Annotated in this window: 20 protein-coding genes and 1 pseudogene; 20 read left to right on the forward strand and 1 reads right to left on the reverse strand. The window is 28.1% G+C overall.

The genetic code is table 11. The annotated features are described in order from the left end of the window. Window positions 1-201: 201 nt before the first annotated feature. The 16 genes and pseudogenes from RDX53_RS05955 (at window position 202) to RDX53_RS06030 (ending at window position 16,375) form a co-directional block, all read left to right on the forward strand. On the forward strand, window positions 202-1,236 hold the full coding sequence (locus tag RDX53_RS05955) for a potassium channel family protein (RefSeq protein WP_295779261.1): 1,035 nt from the start codon (window positions 202-204) through the stop codon (window positions 1,234-1,236). A gap of 105 nt (window positions 1,237-1,341) precedes the next feature. Continuing rightward, a complete protein-coding gene (locus RDX53_RS05960; protein ID WP_307993843.1) occupies window positions 1,342-2,544 on the forward strand; it encodes a D-alanyl-D-alanine carboxypeptidase family protein in 1,203 nt (400 codons plus the stop codon). Between the two features lie 259 nt (window positions 2,545-2,803). Further along, window positions 2,804-3,529, forward strand: a complete 726-nt coding sequence (gene rpsB, locus RDX53_RS05965; protein ID WP_195930328.1) for a 30S ribosomal protein S2 — start codon at window positions 2,804-2,806, stop codon at window positions 3,527-3,529. 129 nt (window positions 3,530-3,658) lie between these two features. Further along, a complete protein-coding gene (tsf, locus tag RDX53_RS05970) occupies window positions 3,659-4,570 on the forward strand; it encodes a translation elongation factor Ts (protein WP_195930330.1) in 912 nt (303 codons plus the stop codon). Between the two features lie 95 nt (window positions 4,571-4,665). Further along, window positions 4,666-5,384: pseudogene (pyrH, locus tag RDX53_RS14110) on the forward strand (UMP kinase). Window positions 5,385-5,410: 26 nt separating this feature from the next. Then, window positions 5,411-5,965: a ribosome recycling factor gene (gene frr / locus RDX53_RS05980; RefSeq protein ID WP_195930334.1), complete on the forward strand. Its 555-nt coding sequence runs from the start codon at window positions 5,411-5,413 to the stop codon at window positions 5,963-5,965. Between the two features lie 2 nt (window positions 5,966-5,967). Then, complete coding sequence (locus RDX53_RS05985) at window positions 5,968-6,171, forward strand: hypothetical protein (protein ID WP_295777975.1); 204 nt, start codon at window positions 5,968-5,970, stop codon at window positions 6,169-6,171. Between the two features lie 28 nt (window positions 6,172-6,199). Further along, window positions 6,200-6,931 carry an isoprenyl transferase gene (locus RDX53_RS05990; protein WP_195930336.1) on the forward strand — a complete coding sequence of 244 codons (732 nt, stop codon included), beginning with the start codon at window positions 6,200-6,202 and terminating at the stop codon, window positions 6,929-6,931. Between the two features lie 11 nt (window positions 6,932-6,942). Next, window positions 6,943-7,722: a phosphatidate cytidylyltransferase gene (locus tag RDX53_RS05995; protein ID WP_307993844.1), complete on the forward strand. Its 780-nt coding sequence runs from the start codon at window positions 6,943-6,945 to the stop codon at window positions 7,720-7,722. A 253-nt stretch (window positions 7,723-7,975) separates the two neighbouring features. Next, window positions 7,976-9,127, forward strand: a complete 1,152-nt coding sequence (locus RDX53_RS06000) for a 1-deoxy-D-xylulose-5-phosphate reductoisomerase (RefSeq protein ID WP_307993845.1) — start codon at window positions 7,976-7,978, stop codon at window positions 9,125-9,127. A gap of 12 nt (window positions 9,128-9,139) precedes the next feature. Beyond that, the gene (gene rseP / locus RDX53_RS06005) at window positions 9,140-10,246 is read left to right on the forward strand and encodes an RIP metalloprotease RseP (protein ID WP_295675127.1); all 1,107 of its coding nucleotides are present in this window, start codon (window positions 9,140-9,142) and stop codon (window positions 10,244-10,246) included. A gap of 44 nt (window positions 10,247-10,290) precedes the next feature. Next, the gene (ispG, locus tag RDX53_RS06010) at window positions 10,291-11,367 is read left to right on the forward strand and encodes a flavodoxin-dependent (E)-4-hydroxy-3-methylbut-2-enyl-diphosphate synthase (protein WP_195930340.1); all 1,077 of its coding nucleotides are present in this window, start codon (window positions 10,291-10,293) and stop codon (window positions 11,365-11,367) included. A gap of 40 nt (window positions 11,368-11,407) precedes the next feature. Continuing rightward, complete coding sequence (locus RDX53_RS06015) at window positions 11,408-12,073, forward strand: AIM24 family protein (RefSeq protein WP_295573874.1); 666 nt, start codon at window positions 11,408-11,410, stop codon at window positions 12,071-12,073. A gap of 282 nt (window positions 12,074-12,355) precedes the next feature. After that, window positions 12,356-13,492 (forward strand): ABC transporter ATP-binding protein, encoded by a 1,137-nt coding sequence (locus RDX53_RS06020; protein WP_195930342.1) that lies wholly within the window; start codon window positions 12,356-12,358, stop codon window positions 13,490-13,492. Further along, window positions 13,485-15,089 (forward strand): glycine betaine ABC transporter substrate-binding protein, encoded by a 1,605-nt coding sequence (locus RDX53_RS06025; protein WP_295761176.1) that lies wholly within the window; start codon window positions 13,485-13,487, stop codon window positions 15,087-15,089. Before RDX53_RS06020 ends, RDX53_RS06025 begins: the two co-directional genes overlap by 8 nt. A 668-nt stretch (window positions 15,090-15,757) precedes the next feature. Further along, window positions 15,758-16,375, forward strand: a complete 618-nt coding sequence (locus RDX53_RS06030; protein ID WP_307993846.1) for a hypothetical protein — start codon at window positions 15,758-15,760, stop codon at window positions 16,373-16,375. Between the two features lie 41 nt (window positions 16,376-16,416). On the opposite strand, the gene RDX53_RS06035 is transcribed toward RDX53_RS06030, so the two are convergent. Then, the gene (locus tag RDX53_RS06035; protein ID WP_295675122.1) at window positions 16,417-17,337 is read right to left on the reverse strand and encodes a hypothetical protein; all 921 of its coding nucleotides are present in this window, start codon (window positions 17,335-17,337) and stop codon (window positions 16,417-16,419) included. Between the two features lie 214 nt (window positions 17,338-17,551). Here RDX53_RS06035 and proC point away from each other — a divergent pair, with 214 nt between their 5' ends. The 4 genes from proC to RDX53_RS06055 all read left to right on the forward strand — a co-directional run bounded on the left by proC (window position 17,552) and on the right by RDX53_RS06055 (window position 21,681). After that, entirely contained in the window at window positions 17,552-18,355 is an 804-nt protein-coding gene (gene proC, locus RDX53_RS06040) for a pyrroline-5-carboxylate reductase (protein ID WP_216571569.1), read from the forward strand. A gap of 365 nt (window positions 18,356-18,720) precedes the next feature. After that, entirely contained in the window at window positions 18,721-19,425 is a 705-nt protein-coding gene (locus RDX53_RS06045; protein ID WP_295573887.1) for a LytTR family DNA-binding domain-containing protein, read from the forward strand. Beyond that, window positions 19,412-20,740: an ATP-binding protein gene (locus RDX53_RS06050; RefSeq protein WP_307993847.1), complete on the forward strand. Its 1,329-nt coding sequence runs from the start codon at window positions 19,412-19,414 to the stop codon at window positions 20,738-20,740. The genes RDX53_RS06045 and RDX53_RS06050 overlap by 14 nt, the downstream gene beginning before the upstream one ends. Before the next feature lie 146 nt (window positions 20,741-20,886). Next, window positions 20,887-21,681 carry an ABC transporter permease gene (locus RDX53_RS06055; RefSeq protein WP_295761168.1) on the forward strand — a complete coding sequence of 265 codons (795 nt, stop codon included), beginning with the start codon at window positions 20,887-20,889 and terminating at the stop codon, window positions 21,679-21,681. The last annotated feature ends 24 nt before the right edge of the window (window positions 21,682-21,705 follow it).

Genomic DNA, 21,705 nt, shown 5'->3' on the forward strand with positions numbered 1-21,705 from the left:
GTCTTCGCTGCAACATAAACATAAAATGTTGCACTTATATTGACAATCTATCATAAATATAATTTATTAAAATGAATTGAATGAAATCTAAATCTTAAAATCTATAAATAAAGATTTCTTTATTGACATAATAATATGTTTAAATTTAAGTTTTTTGTAAATAATCACAATGAAAGGATAATTGCCCAAATTTAATCTTATATGAAATACAAAGCGAAAAATGATAAAGAATATAATGAACATGTAAAATCTGAACATATATCTATTTTACATAAAAACAATAAAACTAAAAGGGAAAAGATACTATTTAAACATTATATTAAAAAGAAAAAGATAACAGATTTTATAAGGTTTCATTTCGAAGAGGATTTTGATATAAAAGAAATCTTAACATATGAGTATACTTATTTACAATTTGAAAATTGTATTTTTTATAAAAAGGCAGATTTCTCTAATTTTATTTTTAATGGGAAAATAGAATTTTTAAATTGCAAGTTTTTAGGCGATATATTATTTTTTGATTCTACTATAAATGCAAACTTAGTTATGAACAGTAACTATTTTGTAGAAAAAATAATAAATAACAAAATATTTAAAAATACAAATATAAACTGCCAGAGTTTTGAATTGATTGGAAATATAAATTTACCTCGACTAGATGGAATTACATTTTCAAAAGAAACTAAATTTACATTAAAAGACTGCCACTATACTCCAAACTACAACTATATAGGCAAGGTAAACTATACTATAGCTGAGATACAAGCTGAAAAAATACATGATGATAAAAATATAGGTTACTATACTTATTATGAAAGAAAATACAACACTATAAATAGAAGTGATTTTTTAAACTATGGTGAGTACTTACTATCTAAAATACTAAACTATATCGCTAGAGAACTGATGGGATATGGTGAGCACCTAAGTAAATTTTTTTTATACATTATATCAATAATAAGTATTTTTGCGTTTATATACATGTTAATAGGGGTTACAACTACATCTGGAGACATAATAAAATTTAATATTAAAAATATAAACTCTATATTTGAAATCTTTAAGATGTATATTGAGTTTTGGTATTTTTCGGTTATAACATTCTCAACAGTAGGCTTTGGAGATATGACGATAAATGGCATAATAGGCAAAATTCTAGTATGTCTTGAAGTTTTTATTGGTATTACAATACAAAGCACATGGGCTGCACTAATAATAAAAAGGATGTTTAGATAAATTAATAATACTCTGAGATAAATAAATGAAGGTAAGTAAATAATTACTAGCTTAAAAAATCATACCTTGTGAAAAATAATAAAGTATTTATTATTAACTTGGAAGGTGAAAGACTTGAAAAAATTTGTTTCAAAAATATTATTGATATCTATACTCCTAAATATTTTTACCTTTAATACTTGTCTAGCTTATGACAATATTGATAGGTATTCAAAAGGATCTATATTAATAGATCAATTGACAAATAGAACACTATATGAAAAAAATCCTGATAAAAAAATGCCTTTAGCCAGTTTAAGTAAGATGATGACATTTTTAATAGCGATAGAGTCTATAAAAGAAGGCAAAGTAAAAGAAAATGACATCATAGAAATAGATGCAGAGATAGCTAAAGTAAAAGGTTCATCTTATAAATTAAAAGTAGGCGAGAAAGTACCTCTTATAGAACTTATGAATGGACTTATGATTGTATCGGGAAATGATGCAGCAATAGCAATCGCAAAACATATAGGTGGCAGCGTAGATGACTTTGTAAAAATTATGAATAAAAAGACTAAAGAGCTTGGAATGAAAAATACAAAATTTATAAATCCAAACGGTCTACCAGTTTATAATTTAAAAGAGCCTTCAAAACCTCCTATGGAAAATATATCTACACCAAGAGATATATCTATACTCGCTAAGTATATGTTCGATAATTATGAAAAAGAAGTAACATCTATAACAGATAAAGAAATATACTCTTATCCAGAAAGGGGCTTTTGTAAAAACAATACAAATGTATTACTTCAATTAATCCCTGATGTTGATGGAGTAAAAACAGGCTATACTGGAAATGCAGGATATTGTCTGTGCTTTTCAATGAAAACATATAAAGGAAATAATAAAAGCGATTGTGATAATAGACTTATAGGTGTTGTTTTAGGTACAAACCATAAAAATAAAAGAATGCAAGCGTCTATGTCGCTTTTAAAATATGGCAAAGAAAATTTTGCTACAAAAAACATAATTCAAAAAGATCAACTAATAGGCAAAAAATATATATATGGAATACCAGAAATGGAAGTGTGCTTAAAAGCTCAAGACAATCTATATATAACTTGTAAGCAAAATGAAAATATAAAAAGTGAAGTTACATTAAAGGAAATAAATTATCCAATTAAAAAGGGTGATTCATTGGGAGTTATAAAATACTATAATTCAGATGGAATAGAACTTGGAAGATTAGATATAATTAGCGAAAATAACTTAGAAGAAATAACATTTAAAAATAAAATGAAAATATTTCTAAGAGAGCATGGTTTTTAATTTTAAGTATAAAATAAGATAAAAAAAGTATTTTAATAATAGTAAAATAAAGGTTTCTATAAAAAAAATAATATGAAATAAATTAATAAAAATATATTAAATTAAAGTTATTGAAATTTATTTTTTCTTATGATATACTACAGAAGGTAAAAAAATAAAAAACAAAATTATTACACACGAAAATGGGATCCTTAAAAGGTGCCAGTAATGGTCGATTAGGGAGTTGAACATTTCGGAGGTATAAAACCAGGAGGTAAAAATGGCAGTAATATCAATGAAACAATTATTAGAAGCTGGTGTTCACTTCGGACATCAAACAAGAAGATGGAATCCTAAAATGGCTAAATACATCTTCACTGAAAGAAACGGAATCTATATAATAGATTTACAAAAAACAGTTAAAAAAGTTGAAGAAGCTTACAACTTCATGAAAGAAGTAGCTGAAACTGGTAAACCAGTTTTATTCGTAGGAACTAAAAAACAAGCTCAAGAAGCTATAAAAGAAGAAGCTGAAAGATGTGGAATGTTCTACGTAAACGAAAGATGGTTAGGTGGTATGTTAACTAACTACAAAACTATCCAAACTAGAATCAAAAAATTAAGAGAATTAGAAAGAATGGAAGAAGAAGGTGTATTCGAAGTTCTTCCTAAAAAAGAAGTTATAAAATTAAAAGCTTTAAAAGAAAAATTAGAAAAGAACTTAAACGGTATAAAAGAAATGCCTGAATTACCAGGTGCTATATTCGTAGTTGACCCAAGAAAAGAAAATATAGCTATACAAGAAGCTGCTAGATTAGGTATACCAGTTGTTGGTATAGTTGACACTAACTGCGACCCAGATGAATTAGATTATGCTATACCAGGAAATGATGATGCTATAAGAGCTGTAAAATTAATAACTGGTGCTATGGCTACTGCAATAATAGAAGGTAGACAAGGTGCAGAAGAAGAAGTTGTTGAAGAAGCAGAAGAAGTACAAGAATAATCTTTTATAGAATATTAATTAACTTTGATACGAGAAATTGTATTTTTTAATACAATTTCTCAATAATTAAAAAAAATTAATGGTAAGGTTTCTCCTTGCCATTTTTAAGATAACAGGAGGAATTTAATTATGGCTAACGTAACTGCTAAAATGGTTAAAGAATTAAGAGACAGCACTGGAGCTGGAATGCTTGACTGTAAAAAAGCATTAGTAGAAGCTGATGGAAACATGGACAAAGCTGTTGATATATTAAGAGAAAAAGGTTTATCTAAAGCTGCTAAAAAAGCTGATAGAGTAGCTGCTGAAGGTTTAGTTGCTATAAAAATAAGCGACGATAACACTAAAGCAACAGTAGTAGAAGTAAACTCAGAAACTGACTTTGTTGCTAAAAACGAAGATTTCAAAACTTTCGTAGCTGATGCTGCTGAAATGGCATTAAACACTACTGCTACAGACATAGAAGCTTTATTAGAAGAAAATCATGCAGAAGGTAAAGCTTTAAAAGACGTATTAAACGACAGAATAGCTACAATAGGAGAAAAATTAGACTTCAGAAGATTCGAAACTATAACTTCAGAAGGTCAAGTATCAGGATACATACATGGTGCTGGTAAAATAGGTGTTTTAGTTGAATTATTAACTGACGCTAGAGATGAAAGAGTATTAGCATTAGGAAAAGATATAGCTATGCAAGTTGCTGCTATGAATCCTAAATACGTTTCAAGAGACGACGTTGATGCTGAATACTTAGCTCATGAAACAGAAGTTTTAACTGCACAAGCATTAAACGAAGGAAAACCTGCTAACATAGTAGAAAAAATGATAAAAGGTAGATTAGAAAAAGAATTAAAAGAAGTTTGCTTATTAGAACAAACATTCGTTAAAGATTCTGATTTCACAATCAAAAAATTAGTTGCTGATGTAGCTAAAAATGTTGGTAGTGACATAAAAGTTGGTAGAGTTGTAAGATTCGAAGTTGGCGAAGGTATAGAAAAGAAAGAAGAAAACTTTGCAGAAGAAGTTGCTAAGCAACTTAAATAATCGACGACCAAAAGAGAACACTTACGTGTTCTCTTTTTTGTAAGTACCAAAACTTTAAATTTTAATTAGTAAAATATACGTTTAGGAGGATTTCTATGGATAAACCAAAATACAAAAGAGTATTATTAAAACTAAGTGGGGAAGCTTTAGCTGGAGATAGAGGTATTGGAATAAACAACGAAGTTGTTAACGAAATCGCGGTAGCTATCAAAAAAATAAGAGAAATAGGTGTAGAAGTAGCAGTAGTTGTTGGAGGAGGAAACTTCTGGAGAGGTAGAACTTCTGAAGGAATGGACAGAACAACAGCAGACTACATAGGAATGCTAGCTACAGTTATGAATGCTATGGCTTTACAAGATGCTCTAGAAAATATGGACGTAGCAACTAGAGTTCAAACAGCTATAGAAATGAGACAAATAGCAGAGCCTTATATCAGAAGAAAAGCTGTAAGACATTTAGAAAAGGAAAGAGTTGTAATATTTGGCGCAGGAACTGGAAATCCATACTTCTCAACAGATACGACCGCAGCCCTACAGCAGCGGCATTAAGAGCGGCAGAAATGGAATCAGAAGTTATATTACTAGCTAAAAACGTAGATGGTGTATATGACAAAGATCCAAAAGTACATGCAGATGCAGTAAAATTTGATCAATTAACTTATCTTGATGTTATACAAAGAGAGCTTAAAGTTATGGACTCAACAGCCACATCTTTATGTATGGATAATAACATTCCAATAAAGGTATTTAAGCTTACTACGGAGAATATATTAAGAGCAGTATATGGAGAAAATATAGGGACAACTGTAGAATAATTTAATAAAAATTAGGAGGAAGTAATATGAAAGAATTACAAAAAAAATTACAAGCACAAATGGACAAGACTATCGAAGCTCTTAAATTTGAATTTTCAACAATAAGAGCAGGTAGAGCAAATGCACAAATGTTAGATAAAATAAGAGTGGATTACTATGGAACACCAACACCAATAAACCAAGTAGGTTCTATATCTGTTCCTGAACCAAGAACTCTTCTTATAAACCCATGGGACAAAAGTGCAATGAAAGACATAGAAAAAGCAATAATGAACTCTGATTTAGGTCTTAACCCAACTAACGATGGTGATGTTATAAGATTAAACATACCAGCTTTAACAGAAGAAAGAAGAATAGAGTTAACTAAACAAGCTAAAAAAGCTTCTGAAGAATTCAAAGTTAGAATAAGAAACGAAAGAAGAGACGCTAACGATAAACTTAAAAAAATGCAAAAAGACGGCGAAATAACTGAAGACGAATTAAAAAGAGGTCAAGACGACGTTCAAAAATTAACTGATAAATATACTAAAGAAATAGATGTATTATTAGCTGCAAAAGAAAAAGATATAATGGCGGTATAATCTTGAAAGAATACAATAGACTATTAGGACTTCATCTAGATGAGGTAAAAACATTTTTTGACAATGAAAATATTGAATATACTATTACAGAGATCCGAGGAAGAAAAGACAAAGAGAAACTTATAATTCCTAGAGTTATAAAAATTTCTCAAAAGGAAAATAGTATAGAATTAATTGTAACTTATTTTTCTGACTCCTTATTATAGGAGTCAGAAATTGTATTGGAGAGAAAATATGGACAATATGTTTTTTGATATAGATATAAATAACTTGCCTAAACACATTGCAATCATAATGGACGGTAATGGAAGATGGGCAAAGAAAAGATTTTTACCTAGAACAGCTGGACATAAAGCAGGTGTTGAAACAGTTAGAAAAGTTATAACAGAATGTAAAAGATTAGGTATAAAACATGTTACATTATATACTTTTTCTACAGAAAACTGGAAAAGACCAGCACTAGAAGTAGAAACTCTAATGACATTATTACAAAGTTATTTGAAAAAAGAAGTAGAAGAATTAAATATAAATAATGTAAAATTAACAGCTATTGGAGATATAGAAAAATTACCAAAGTCGTGCTTAGACGAGCTAAAAAGAGCTATGGAATTGACAAAAGATAACGATGGACCAAATTTAAACTTAGCTTTAAATTATGGTGGTCGATATGATATCACAGAGGCAGTTAAACAAATTTCTAGAGATATTGAAAATCATACGTTAGATTCTGAAAGTATAACAGAAGAAACTATAAAAAATTATCTAAGTACTAAGTCGCTTCCAGACCCAGATTTAGTTATAAGAACAAGTGGGGAACAAAGATTGAGCAATTTCTTGCTTTGGGAACTAGCTTATGCTGAGTTGTATTTTACTGATGTATATTGGCCTGATTTTGATGAAAAAGAGCTTCAAAGAGCTATATATGCATATCAAAACAGAGATAGGAGATTTGGGGGACTTAAATAAGGAGTGTCTTTATGAAAACCAGAATTTTAGCAGGGCTAGCCTTAGTTCCATTATTACTATTAGTTATTTTCGGTGGATTACCTCTATATATAGGCGAATTTATAATTATTTCAATAGCGATTAATGAATTTTATAAAGCCTTTAAAGTTAAACAAATTAATCCAATATTTAGCTTAGGATATATATTTGCATTTTACTTATTTATAAAAAACTGTTTCGGTTTAAGAATGAACTACACTTATATAGTGATGTTTATTTTATTTATATGTTCTATTATACCTATGTTACAATGTAAAAGAAATATTATGGATATAGTAGTAACATTTTTCGGCATTTTTTATGTTGGAGTTCTTATAGACTTTATAGTACTAACTATGGATGGTTTTGTAGATGGTAAAAAATTAGTTTGGCTGATATTTATAATAGCATTTATGACAGATACTTTTGCGTATTTTGCTGGATATTTATTCGGTAAACACAAATTAATACCAGAAGTGAGCCCTAAAAAGACTATAGAAGGTAGTATAGGGGGTATACTTGGAAGTACAATATGTTGCTTGATATTTGGATACATATTTAAATTAGATATAGTAATGATGATAGTAATTGGGAGTATAGGAAGTATAATCGCACAAATTGGGGATTTATTTGCATCTTCAATAAAAAGATATGTAGGAATAAAAGATTATGGTAATTTAATACCAGGACATGGTGGAATATTAGATAGATTTGATAGTGTAATCCTTGTTGCACCATTTGTTTATAGTGCCATAATACTTTTTATTAAATAAAAGCTGGCTCAAACTTTTTGAGGCAGCTTTTATCTCGTATAGGGAAAAATGATTTAAAATAATTAAATTATACAGATTTAAAATACAAATATATTGTTGCTTTTTAAACAAAGTATTATAATTTTTTTTAGACTGAACATATTAAATTATAGCAATAATATTATAATAAAAATTTAATATATTCAAAATAAAATAATGATATAATACATTTGTATAATTAATTGTTTATTATAAGGGAATGAGGTGAATGAATATGAAAAAGATTACATTACTAGGTTCGACTGGATCTATAGGAACACAGACGTTAGATGTAATTAGACAAAATAGAGATAAATTTGAAGTAGTAGCTATATCTGCAAATAGAAGTGTAGATTTAATATTAGAACAAATTTTAGAATTTAAACCAAAATATGCTGTACTATATGAAAGAGAAAGTGCAGAAAAATTAAAAACTATGATACCAAAAGACATAGAAATAGAAATACTAGATTCTATAGACGGTCTTGAAAAAATATCTACACTAGATGAAGTAGATATAGTATTGACAGCATTAGTTGGTATGATTGGTCTTATACCGACTATGAAAGCAATAGAACATAAAAAGGATATAGCTTTAGCAAACAAGGAAACACTTGTAACAGCTGGGGAAATAGTTATGAAGGCTGCTGAGGAAAATGGAGTAAAAATACTACCTGTAGACAGTGAACATTCGGCTATATTCCAATGTTTAAATGGAGAAAATAAAAAACAAGTAAATAAACTTATATTAACAGCTTCTGGAGGTCCATTTAGAGGAAAGAAAAAAGAAGATTTACTACATGTTACAAAAAACGAAGCATTAAAACATCCTAATTGGAGCATGGGTCAAAAAATAAGCATAGATTCTTCTACTTTAATGAATAAAGGGCTTGAGGTAATCGAAGCAAAATGGTTATTTGATGTAGATCATAAGGATATAGATGTAGTTGTGCATCCACAAAGTATAATACATTCTATGGTTGAATATATAGATACATCTGTGATAGCTCAGTTATCTATGCCAGATATGAGACTTGCTATTGAATATGCGCTTACATACCCAGATAGAATACATAGTAATTTTGAAAGAATCGATTTCAAAAAACTAAGTACTCTTATATTTGAAGAACCAGATATGAATACATTCCCATGTTTAAAATTAGCATATGATGCTTTAAAAGAGGGAAAAACATATTTAACAGTATTAAATGCTTCTAATGAAGTGCTTGTTGAGAAGTTTCTAAAAGACCAAATTGGATTTTATGATATACCTTATTATATAGAAAAATCTTTAGATGCTCATAATAGTATATTAAATCCAAAGTTAGATGATATCTTAGAAGTTGATAGATGGACTAGAAGTTATATAAATGATTTACTAAAATAGGAAGGTGAATATATGACAATAGTAATTGCATTATTATTATTTGGGATAATCATCCTAATACATGAATTTGGACATTTTTTATTAGCAAAGAAAAATGGTGTAACTGTCCATGAGTTTTCAATCGGGATGGGACCTAAAATCTATAGTAAAGAAAAAAACGGAACTGAGTATTCACTTAGGGTTTTACCAATCGGTGGTTATGTAAGCATGGAAGGTGAAGAAGACGGTTTCGATAGATCTGAAGAAGATGAAGAAAATTCAGGTAAGACTTTAATAATAGACAACGAAGACATAGAAGATAAAGATGGACATTCTGATGAAGATACAGTAAATGAAGGTTCTTTTGCAGAAAAAACAATCTTACAAAGAGCAAGTATAATATTTGCAGGACCATTTTTTAACTTCTTAGGTTGTATAGGTTTTTTAGTAGCCTTATTTTTAATGATAGGTATTCCTACAACAAAAGTAGGGACATTAGTAGATAATGCTCCTGCCCAAGAAGTAGGAATAAAAGTAGGAGATGAAATCAAATCTGTAAATGGTCAAACTGTAAACTCATCTACAGATATAACAAATATAATATCATCTTCTAAAGGTGAAAAAATAAGTATAGTAGTAGAAAGAGACAATAAAGAAATTAAATTCGATATTAATCCTACATACAATAAAGATACTAAAACATATATAATCGGTATAACTTTTGATAGAACAAAAAATATAATTAAATCATTTATAACTGCCTTGACTACAACATGGGACATAACTGTTCAAATGGTTGAGTTCTTAGGACAATTAGTTACAGGTAGAGTTGCAGGAGGAATATCAAATTCTGTCGCTGGACCAGTTGGAGTAATAGGTATGGTTTCAGATGCAGCTAAAATGGGTATAACTAATTTATTATATCTAGGTGCAGTAATAAGTTTAAACTTAGGAATTATGAACTTAGTTCCATTCCCTGCCTTAGATGGTGGTAGACTACTTTTATTATTAATAGAAGCTTTAAGAGGTGGTAAAAAACTAGACCCAAGTAAAGAAGCTATGATAAATATAGTAGGTATGAGTGTACTGATGGCATTTATGCTATTTATAACATATAAAGATATTTTAAGATTATTCTAATTATATGTGATTACAATTATTCTAATCAAAATAGAAGGTGAACTATGAGTTACAAAAGAAAAATTACTAGAGAAGTCAGAGTTGGGGATGTGAAAATTGGAGGAAATAATCCAATTTCTGTTCAATCTATGACTAATACAGATACAAGAGATGTTGAAAAGACAGTAGCACAAATAAAAAGGCTTGAAGAAGCTGGATGCGATATAGTTAGGGTTGCTGTTGTAGATATGGATGCAGCAAAATGCATATCAAAAATAAAAGAGCAGGTAAATATACCTATAATTGCAGATATACATTTTGACTATAGATTAGCCCTAGAAGCTATTGAACAAGGTATAGATGGGATAAGAATAAACCCAGGAAATATCGGAAGCATAGAAAGAGTAAGAGCTGTAGTTGAAAAATGTAAGGAAAGAGATTTAAAAATAAGAATAGGTGTAAATGGAGGTTCACTTGAAAAAGAACTTCTTAAAAAATACGGCTCTCCAACACCAGAAGCATTAGTTGAAAGTGCTATGGGGCATATAAAAATACTTGAAGATTTAGATTTTCATAATATAGTTATATCATTAAAATCTTCAAACATATACACAGCTGTAGAAGCATATGAGCTTATGAGCCAAAAGGTGGACTATCCACTTCATATAGGTATAACAGAAGCTGGAGGAGTTAGAGCTGGAACAATTAAATCTTCAATAGGGATAGGTTCTCTACTTCTAAAAGGAATAGGGGATACTATGAGAATATCACTTACAGGAGACCCTGTAGAAGAAGTTAAAGTAGGAAAAGACATACTAAGAAGTTTAAATTTATTAAACGACAAAATAAAAATAGTATCTTGCCCGACTTGTGGTAGATGCAATATAAATTTAATAGAAATTGCAAACGAAGTGGAAGAAAAAATACAAGATTTAAATAAAAATATGACAGTTGCTATCATGGGATGTGTCGTAAATGGTCCAGGAGAGGCTAGAGAGGCTGATATTGGTATAGCCGGAGGAAATGGCCAAGGAATACTATTTAAAAAAGGTGAAATAGTTAAAAAAGTTGCCGGAGATAAATTAGTACAAACATTAATGGAAGAAATAGAAAATTTCGAAGATAATAAAGAAGATAAATAAATGATGTTAATCAATTTATCAACAAATCAGGGGGAATTTTATGATTAAATTCGATGTAACTAATGAGCTAATGTGTATAGCTAAAGGTAGTGGAAGATTCTATGCTAAAAAAGGCGCTATGGTCGCTTTTAAGGGCGATTTTAGATTTGAAAAACTATTACTAGGTCCTAATAATGGAGGCGGTCTAGGAGGGGCTTTATTTGGACATCTACAAAGAAGAATAACAGGTGAAAATATGCCTATAATGTCTGTTGAAGGACAAGGCGAAGTTTACTTAGCAGAAAATGCATATCATGTAGATGTTGTTCATTTAGAGCCAGGGGATTCAATAAATGTAGAAAGTGAAAATCTATTAGCATTTACAGAAGAGCTTACATACTCTACAACATTTGTAGGTTCTGGAGTAATATCTCAAAGAGGATTATTTTCTACCCATTTAAAAAATAATACAAATTCAGTACAAGATGTAGCGATTATAACAGATGGAAACCCTCTTATAATTGAAGCACCTTGTTGTGTAGATCCAGATGCAATAGTAGCATGGACAGGAAGAAAGCCAGAAGCTAAGGTTGCACAATTGTCATGGAAAAACTTAATAGGTCAAGCATCAGGTGAATCATATCACCTGCAATTTAATGAGCCAGGACAACTTGTCATAATTCAACCATCAGAGAGGTTATCAGGGCTAAATATTGCAGTAGACTAAAATATAATTTATAAATAAATACCTTATACAAAGACATAAAGTTGTCTAACTGTATAGGGTATTTTTATAACTAATTTTAAAATAAAACTTAATGGAAATATTTTTTAATTATTGATGTTCATGTAATAATTCTGTATTATTATATTTTATATAAAGAAAAAGATAAAAAGTGATACACAAAAAGTTACAAAAGTGTAATTGTTAGAAAACTGATAATATGATATCATTATATTAATAACAACTTATATTGTATATATAAGTTGTAAAAGGGGGGGCGAAAATATGATTGAAATTAAGAATATTGTGAAAACTGCAGGTGAAAAAGTTATACTTGATAATATATCCCTAACTATTGAAAGTGGAAGTTTTGTAGTTTTAATAGGGCCCAGTGGGTGTGGTAAAACCACCACATTAAAACTAATAAATAAACTTATTGAGCCTACAAGTGGTGAAATATACATAGATGGGAAAGCGATATCAAAAGAAGATCCAATCAAATTAAGAAGAAATATAGGTTATGTAATCCAAAATATAGGCCTATTTCCTCATCTCACTATAAAAGAAAATATCGAATTAATTCCAAAATTAAAGGGCGAAAAAACTGAACAAGAAATAAGTGACAATACAGAAAGACTTATAAAAATGGTAGGACTTGACCCAGATGAATTTCTATATAAATACCCTAGTGAATTGAGTGGTGGTCAGCAACAAAGAATAGGTGTTATAAGAGCGATTGCAACAGATGCAGATATAATTTTGATGGATGAACCTTTTAGTGCATTAGACCCAATCACAAGAACACAACTTCAAGAGTGGCTTTATGAACTGCAACAAGAACTTAAAAAGACGATTATATTTGTAACTCATGATATGGATGAAGCCTTAAAATTAGCTGATAAAATCTGTATTATGCAAGGTGGAAAAATACAGCAATATGATACAGCAGAAAATTTATTAAAACATCCAGTAAATAACTTTGTAAAAGACTTTATTGGAAGTGATAGATTGTGGAGTGCTCCAGAATATATAAAAGCTAAAGACATAATGATAAAAAATCCTGTAAAAGCAATTGAGACTAGAACTGTTATACAAGTTATGGAAATAATGAGAACAAACAAAGTCGATAGTATATTAGTAACTGATAAAAATAATTTATTAGTTGGAATTTTGACAGTAAAAGAATTAAGACAAAACGGAATTCAAGATTATTATATATATAAAGTAATGAATAAAAATCCTTTATTTATTTACGATGATTGCAATTTAATTGAAATCCTCAATATTATGAATAAAGAGAATGTAGGTCATATACCCGTAGTTTCAAAGGATAGACAGTTGGTAGGTTTGATAACAAGAAGTAGTTTACTTTCTGTTTTAAGTGAACAATTCTTGGAAATGGAGGTGAGTATCCTTGACTAGTTTTATGAATTATTTAGTCAGCGAGAAATCAAAGATATTGAGCTTATTATTACAACATGTTGAATTGACAATTATAGCCATAGTCTTGGCTATAATTATAGGTATTCCTCTTGGTATATTTATAGCTCATTGTAAATCGGTTAGAAAATATGTATTAGGATTTATCAATATAGTACAAGCAGTGCCATCAATGGCATTTCTAGGACTATTAGTACCTGTATTAGGGATAGGTAGTACGCCTGCTATATTTATGGTAGTGCTTTATTCGCTACTTCCTATAGTAAAAAACACGAGTACTGGTATTACCGGTATTGATTCAGGAATATTAGAATCAGCAACAGGAATAGGACTAACTCCTAGACAAATACTTTTTAAAATTCAACTTCCACTTGCACTACCTATAATTATGGCTGGGGTAAGAATATCAGCAGTATCTGCGGTAGGTCTTATGACTTTATCAGCATTTGTCGGAGCTGGTGGACTTGGATATTTAGTATTTTCAGGGGTACAAACTGTAAATAATACTATGATTTTAGCAGGGGCTATACCTGCGTGTATATTAGCTTTATGCGTTGATTTTGTATTCTCTAAAATAGAAGTAGTTGCAATTCCAGACGGAATAAGTACAAGTAAAAGTAAGAGAAGCAGACATGCTAAAAATCCTAAAGAATATAGAGACCCTAAATATAAAGCTAGAAGAAGAAAAGTTATAGGAGTAGCTACAGCTCTAGTAATTATTTTTATAGGTTGTGGTAGATACTTCTTCTCAAGTTTCGCCCAAAAAGAAACTATAGTTGTGGGTTCTAAAGATTATACTGAACAACTTATACTTGGAAATATTTATGCAGATTTATTAGAAGAATATACTGATTATAATATCGAAAGAAAGATGAACCTTGGAACAAGTGTACTTTGGAATTCTATGGTTGAAAAAGAAGTAGATGTTTGTGTAGATTATACAGGAACAATATTAGTAAATATAATGAAAGAACAACCAGAGGGAACTGCTGACGATGTATACAATCATGTAAAAGAAAGTGCGCTTAAAAATTACGACTTACAATTATTAGATCCATTAGGATATAACAACACATATACATTAGCTATGGAAGAAGATGTGGCAGAAAAATACAATATAAAAACTTATTCTGATTTAACTAAATACTCAGATGAATTTGTATTTTCGCCAACATTAGCATTTGAAAATAGAGAAGATGGTTTACCAGGTCTTACAAAAACTTATAACATGAAATTTAAAGCTGTAAAATCTATGGATGGTTCTTTAAGATATCAAGCTTTAACAAGCGGAAAAGCACAAGTAATAGATGCTTTTTCAACAGATGGGCTTTTAGAAAAATTCAAATTAAGAGTATTAGAAGATGATAAAAGCTACTTCCCACCATATTATGCAGTGCCAATAGTAAACCAAGACATAATAGAAAAATATCCAGATGTAGAAAAAGTAATTAATAAATTAGCAGGAAAAATAGATGAAAAAACAATGATTAATCTTAACTATAAAGTAGATGAATTAGGTCAATCACCAGAAAAAGTAGCACATGACTTTTTAGTAGAACAAAAATTAATTAAAGAATAATCATATGTATTATAAGGACTTAAACATAAAATAAATAATATATAACTTACTTATAGCAAAAAAATAAGTTGTCAATTAATTAAAGTTAATTGGCAACTTTTTTTAGTTAGTTATTCAAAGGTTTAAATTTTTATGTGCAAAATTATAATTTTCTTTGAGGTATATTTATTCGATAAAAATTAAGATAATAAATCTACATTTTAACTTAAGCAACGGACAAAGTCGTTGGCGCCATGAACGCAGTAAATTTTTTTATGAGTATAAGCTTTTATTTAAAATTAAAAAACTTTTCTAATAGTCTTTAAACTAAAAGAAAAGTTGTGAAATCTTAAATCATTAAATAAAGTAGTTTTATATCACTAGTTTCCTTTCAGATTAGAACAAACTTTTCTGGTAGGTATAAATAGCTTAATTTTTTCGATTCTAATTAAAGAAATTAAAATATCTCTAACTTAGAAAATTATATATTAATATTGTAGTACTATAATTGCCAAAAATCCACATCATATATATTAAATATATAAAAATCTAATTAAGAAATATTATCGTATACAATACTTTTTAATTTTTATACCAAAAATAATTTTAAAATTTTTTGTTAAAAAAGTATAATAATCTAAATACGTTAAATAATAAAATAGAAAATTAATTAAAGCGGAGGACTTAATATGAAAAATAAATTTTTAGTTTTATTATTAGCGTTAGTAATGGTTTTAGGCGCAGTTGCATGTAGTAACAAAAAAACAAATGAAAACACAAACACAAACAATACTGCAAACAAAGAAGAAGATGTAGCAGATAAAGTAGTTGATGAAAATTACTATAATGTCTACACTAAAAACTATGAATCTAGTATAATTCCACTAGAAGAAAGTTACTATATTTATGGTGATGTAGACAGTGCAGAAAAATACTATAAAGACCATGATTATCCAGGTAACAAAGAATACTTACAAGAAGTAAAAGATGCCTTAATAGATAGTAAAGCAAAAATTCAAGATTTCATAGACAATATGGAAAAAGAAGGTACATCTGACAACGATAAAGTAAATAAATTAAATAAAGAAATGATTGATGATGGTAAAAAATTAATAGAAGATATAGATAAAAGACTTAAAAAGTTAGATGACATAAGTGATAAAGATCTTGAAAAATCAGATGCTGAATTTAGACGTTTAGTAGGAGACCATATAGTTCTTGAAAAAGAAGGAGACCATGAATTTAGAAAAATCCTTAGAAAACTTGATAAAGAATTAAATATAGAAAGAAAATCTCCAGAAAAATAAAAATATAAATAATAACCTAGCTATATTTTATATAGCTAGGTTTATTCTTCTAAACAACTAAAAAATATTCCTTCTCTAATTCCATAATTATTTATAATAACTTTTTTACTATGTGTATAAAGCATAAAGTATTTCATAAAATTAGAACTAGCACATATTACATCTGCTCGTTTTTTTGATACACCTTTTATATTTACTCTTTCATTGTAATCTAAACTACAAATTCTATTATTTATATAAGATATTTCTGAATAATTCATTTTAAAATTGTGTAAACAAGGCTCTATATAAGTATCGCTATTACAGATATGAATCTGAGCTATATTTTTTATAGAACCTCCAATCGTCACTATTGGCAGGTTTTTTCCTTGTTTTAACCATGGGTATTTGTTAAATTCCCTATATATATAATTTTTAAATTCATTCCTAGTAAAAGGAGATATCCTATTAAATAAATTAAATCTACTAGAAAGAGGAATAGGCCCTAAAGGCAGACTAGCATAATTTTTAAATTTTTTGTTTTTTACTAAAGCTATTTCTATACTTGCTCCACCCATATCCACTAAAAAATAATTATTATAATTTAAGGTATTTATTGTCGATATATAACCTAAGTAAGATTCTTCATAACCTGAAAGTATCTTAACATCTAATCCTGTTTCTTTTTTTATTTCACTTAATACAATATCTTTATTAGCACATTTTCTAAGTGTCTCAGTCGCAACTACAATTACTTTATCACAATTAAACGATTTACACTTTTCGTTGAAATTTTGTATGCTTAAAACTAATTTATATATTCCTATCGCCGATAAATTCGGTATATCATCAATATAATAATCGCTAAGTCGTATTTGATGCTTTCTTTCAAACAGTACATTTATATTATTTGAATGTCTCTGTTCTGCAATTAATAATTTTAATGAGTTTGATCCTAAATCTATAATTCCTATTGACTTCATATTAATTACATCCCCACCTTTGCATATAGATTAATTATATACAAATATTTTTAAAATAGGAAGAATTAAATAGATAAAAAATTGTAAAATATTATTTTATATTATAAAAATAATAAAAAAAGGTGTATTGATTAAAATTTAATATTATAATTGGTTATAGATAAGTATAATTAAAAATTTATTTGCTAAACTTGCAAAAGAAAGGACAAAATTAATGAAAAAAATAGGATTTATAGGTGCTGGGAACATGGCAGGAGCTATAATAGGCGGAATAATAAAATCAAACTTAGTAGAATCACAAAATGTTATAGCATCTGCTAAAACAATGACAAATCTAAATAAACTAAAAGATGAATACAATATAAATGTAACTTTAGATGCTAGAGAAGTTGTAAAAAATTCAGATATAGTTTTTATGGCTGTTAAACCGAATATATTTGATGGTGTTTTAGAAAGTGTAAAAGATTTAATTGGAGATGAAAAAATAGTAGTTTCAATAGCTGCTGGAAAAAGTATATCTAGCATGGAAAATATAATTGGAGATGACAAAAAAATAATCAGAACTATGCCTAATACACCTGCCCTTGTAAATGAAGGTATGTCGGCTTTATGTCCAAATAAAAACATAGAAGATGCAGAATTAAAAATAGTAAAAGGTATTTTTGACTCTTTTGGAAAAAGTGAAGTAGTAGGTGAGTACTTAATAGACTCTGTAATAGGAGTTAGTGGGTCTTCACCTGCATATGTATTTATGTTTATTGAAGCTATGGCTGATGCTGCTGTTGTTGGTGGAATGCCAAGAAAACAAGCTTATAATTTTGCAGCTCAATCAGTGCTTGGTGCTGCAAAAATGGTGATTGAGAGCGGGAAACATCCAGGAGAATTAAAAGATATGGTTTGTTCGCCAGGAGGAACTACAATAGAGGCAGTAAAAGTTTTAGAAAATGAAGGTATGAGATCATCTGTAATAAATGCAGTTTGTGCTTGTATAGAAAAATCTAAAGAAATGAGCAAGTAAATTAAAAAGGCCAAAAGATTAATCTTATCTTTTGACCTTTTTCTTTTATAGCAATTACGTTTTCAAATATTTAATATTATAGAATAACCATAATTATAATGTAATTATGGTTATAAATCATTGTAAACACTTACTTGTATATTTCTATATTATTGATAAGTTATAGAAATGTATGATATACTAAGCGATACTAATCAAGATGCAAAACTATTTTTGGAGGGAGAAATATAATGGCAAGAGCTAAAAGAACTATAGATACTAGCAATGTTTTAAGCTTAAAAAGAGAAGAGCGAAGAAAGAAAAGAGATGATTTATTTTAATTAATATAGCAGAGTAAAATCTAAGGCGGAGAGGAGATATTAAAGTTGAAGATTTTGATAGCAGAAGACGATAAAAATATTAGCAATATAATTTCAGAGAGCATAAAGGAATTTGAAAAAGATATAGATATTGTAGTTTTTGAAGAAGCACAAAAAGCATTAGAGCATGCAACAATTAATGCCATTGATATATTTATTTTAGACATACAATTAAAAGACTATAAAGGAACACATTTAGCAAAACAATTAAGGGAAATAGACAGATATAAATACAGCCCAATTGTTTTTGTTACAGCTCTTGCAAGTGAGGAACTTTTAGCTTATAGAGAGCTAAAATGTTATAGTTTTTTAATAAAACCATTTACTAAAAGTGAGATAAACGTTGTTCTTGATGATGTTATTGGGTACAAAAAACAACTAAAAAGTGTTTCTAAAACAATAAGAATAGAACAAAAATCTTTTGTTTTTGAATATAACTTAGAAAATATTATTTATATTGAATCTTTCGGAAAAAAACTAGAACTTAATTTATGTAATGATAATAAGGATACTAAAGAAATGATATCAGGATATTCATTAAAAAAACTTTTAGAGATGATTAATGACTCTAAATTTATACAATGTCACAAAAGTTATATATTAAATACAAATTATATAGAAAAAATAGACAAGGCAAATAATTTAATATATTTAAGAAATAATATGGGAACTATTCCTATAGGAAAGAAGTTTTTAGATGGAGTATATTAAACTAATTTCGCAAACACTACTTGATAGTAGTGCTATGTTCTTATTATGTAATTATCTATCTAACAAAAGAATAGAAAAATCTAATAAAAACTTATCTTGGATTATATTTATTAATCTAGTGTATATATTTTCTAGATGGAGTGTATTAGTTACAGATAATTATATACAGCCAACGGTGGACTTTATAGGATTTGATATATTACCTGTTAACTCTTTATATGGAACATTTCTTTTATGTATATTTTTAATGATAGCAAATAGTATATATCTAAACATGGAAAATAGCCAAGCATTTTTTGCAACTATAGCTTCTATTATAATATGGATTTTTATAAGAATACTTGCAGTAGTTCCATTTAAATTAATAAGTGTTCAAAATATTAATATATATGAATATGGATATAGAATAGTTACATTACTTTTAATATTAATTTTTGTTTTGAAATTACCGTTATATAAATTTAAAGAGTATTTAAAGAATAACAGTTATATAACTAAATTAATACTATTAAATTCACTGATAGCATTATTAGTATTAGTTTGGAGCTTTCAATTTGATGTAGATATTCTTATAAAAAATTTAGCTATAGTAGTATTTGTGTTTTTTATGTTGTTAGTTATTAATATATGGTCAATAGTTTCTCAGCGAAATGTTATAAATCAGCAAAAACGTGTAGAGGTTATGGAACAATATATTCCTGTAATCGATGATTTAATGTCTGAAGTTAGAGCTAGGCAACATGAGTTTAATAACAAACTTTTAGCTATTTATAGTATATTAGAAACGGCAGAGACTTTAGATGATGCTAAGTTAAAAGTTGGAACATATAGTAAAGATGTATTGATGGATGATAGTATTAAGGAGTTATTTATATGTGACAATAAAGTTATCTCAGGGTTTATTTATTCTAAAATAAAATTAGCCAATTTAAAAAATATAAACATCGAACTTAATATCTGTGCATCTCTAAAAAAGATATACACAGAAGAATATGAAATAGTAGAAATTTTAGGAATTCTTATTGATAATGCTATAGAAGCAAGTAAAAGTGGTGACACAATATTTATAAAGATGAATAAAATAGATGACAAACTTGAAGTTACTGTGTGTAATCCACATCCTCAACTTTCTAATACAGAGTTTATGGAATTATTTGAGAAAGGATATTCTACAAAAGATAATGGAAGTAAACATAGAGGATATGGTTTATACAATGTAAAGTTAATTACTGAAAAATGTAGAGGAAAAATTATATTTAAAAATACAAGTATAGAGAATGTTAATTACTTAAATATAGGTGTTTTAATACCTTAAATAAATTCATAAATGATGACTTTAGAGGAATGAAAAAATATTTATGCCTTTAAAGTCATTACTTATTTCTAAAGAATTGTAATAGCAATTTATTTATCATATACTACATTCATAACTTAAACATTAATAATAGGAGGACGAAAAAATTGTATTCGTTAATTAAACTAGAATGGAAAAAGGTAAAAAAGCCAGTATTTTTAGCTACAATTCTGGCAACTATTTTTATAGGTGTTATGACTTGTACATTATATAAAAACTATTCGCTACAAGTTGATTTAGAGGCATGGGAAATAGCAACAGAATTTATATCAATGTTATTTCCGCTTATAGTAGTTATACCAAGTTGTTGGACAATTTATTATGAAAGAAAGAATAAGTTTTTATTATACACTCTACCGAGGGTATCAAAGAAAAAGTACTTACTATCGAAGTGGATAGTTGTTGCATTAAGTTCGGCGACTATTATGTTTGTATCAATGTTTATTGGAGCATTAATTGCATTATATATAAAGCCAGAAATAGTGCCGTATATAGGAACTTATGATATGGTAACTAATGAACCGATACTTATTCAAGATAGACATATATTAGGTAATTTATTTGTTAACCAACCACTTATGTATAGCTTTTTGATTAGTATTTGGAGAAGTTTAATAGCAATAATAATAGCAACTATGGGATTTGTACTATCTCTTTATATTGATAATATATTTATAATACTAACAGGTCCTTTCATTTATACTATTTTAGAGAACTTTATATTGTCAGTGCTTAGAGTACCACAATATAGGTTAGTAACATCTTTTGACCCAACTATAGTGGATGAAAAAATGATTACTGTATTTTCTATGATTGCAGGTCCTATGATAGCTATATTATTCATAGGCTTAATAGTTGTTTTCAACTCAAAGATAAAAAAGACTTTGATATATAAGGTATAGGTATCATTATGAAAACATTGATAA

Source organism: uncultured Intestinibacter sp. (genome assembly GCF_902468165.1).
Taxonomy (GTDB): Bacteria; Bacillota; Clostridia; order Peptostreptococcales; family Peptostreptococcaceae; genus Intestinibacter.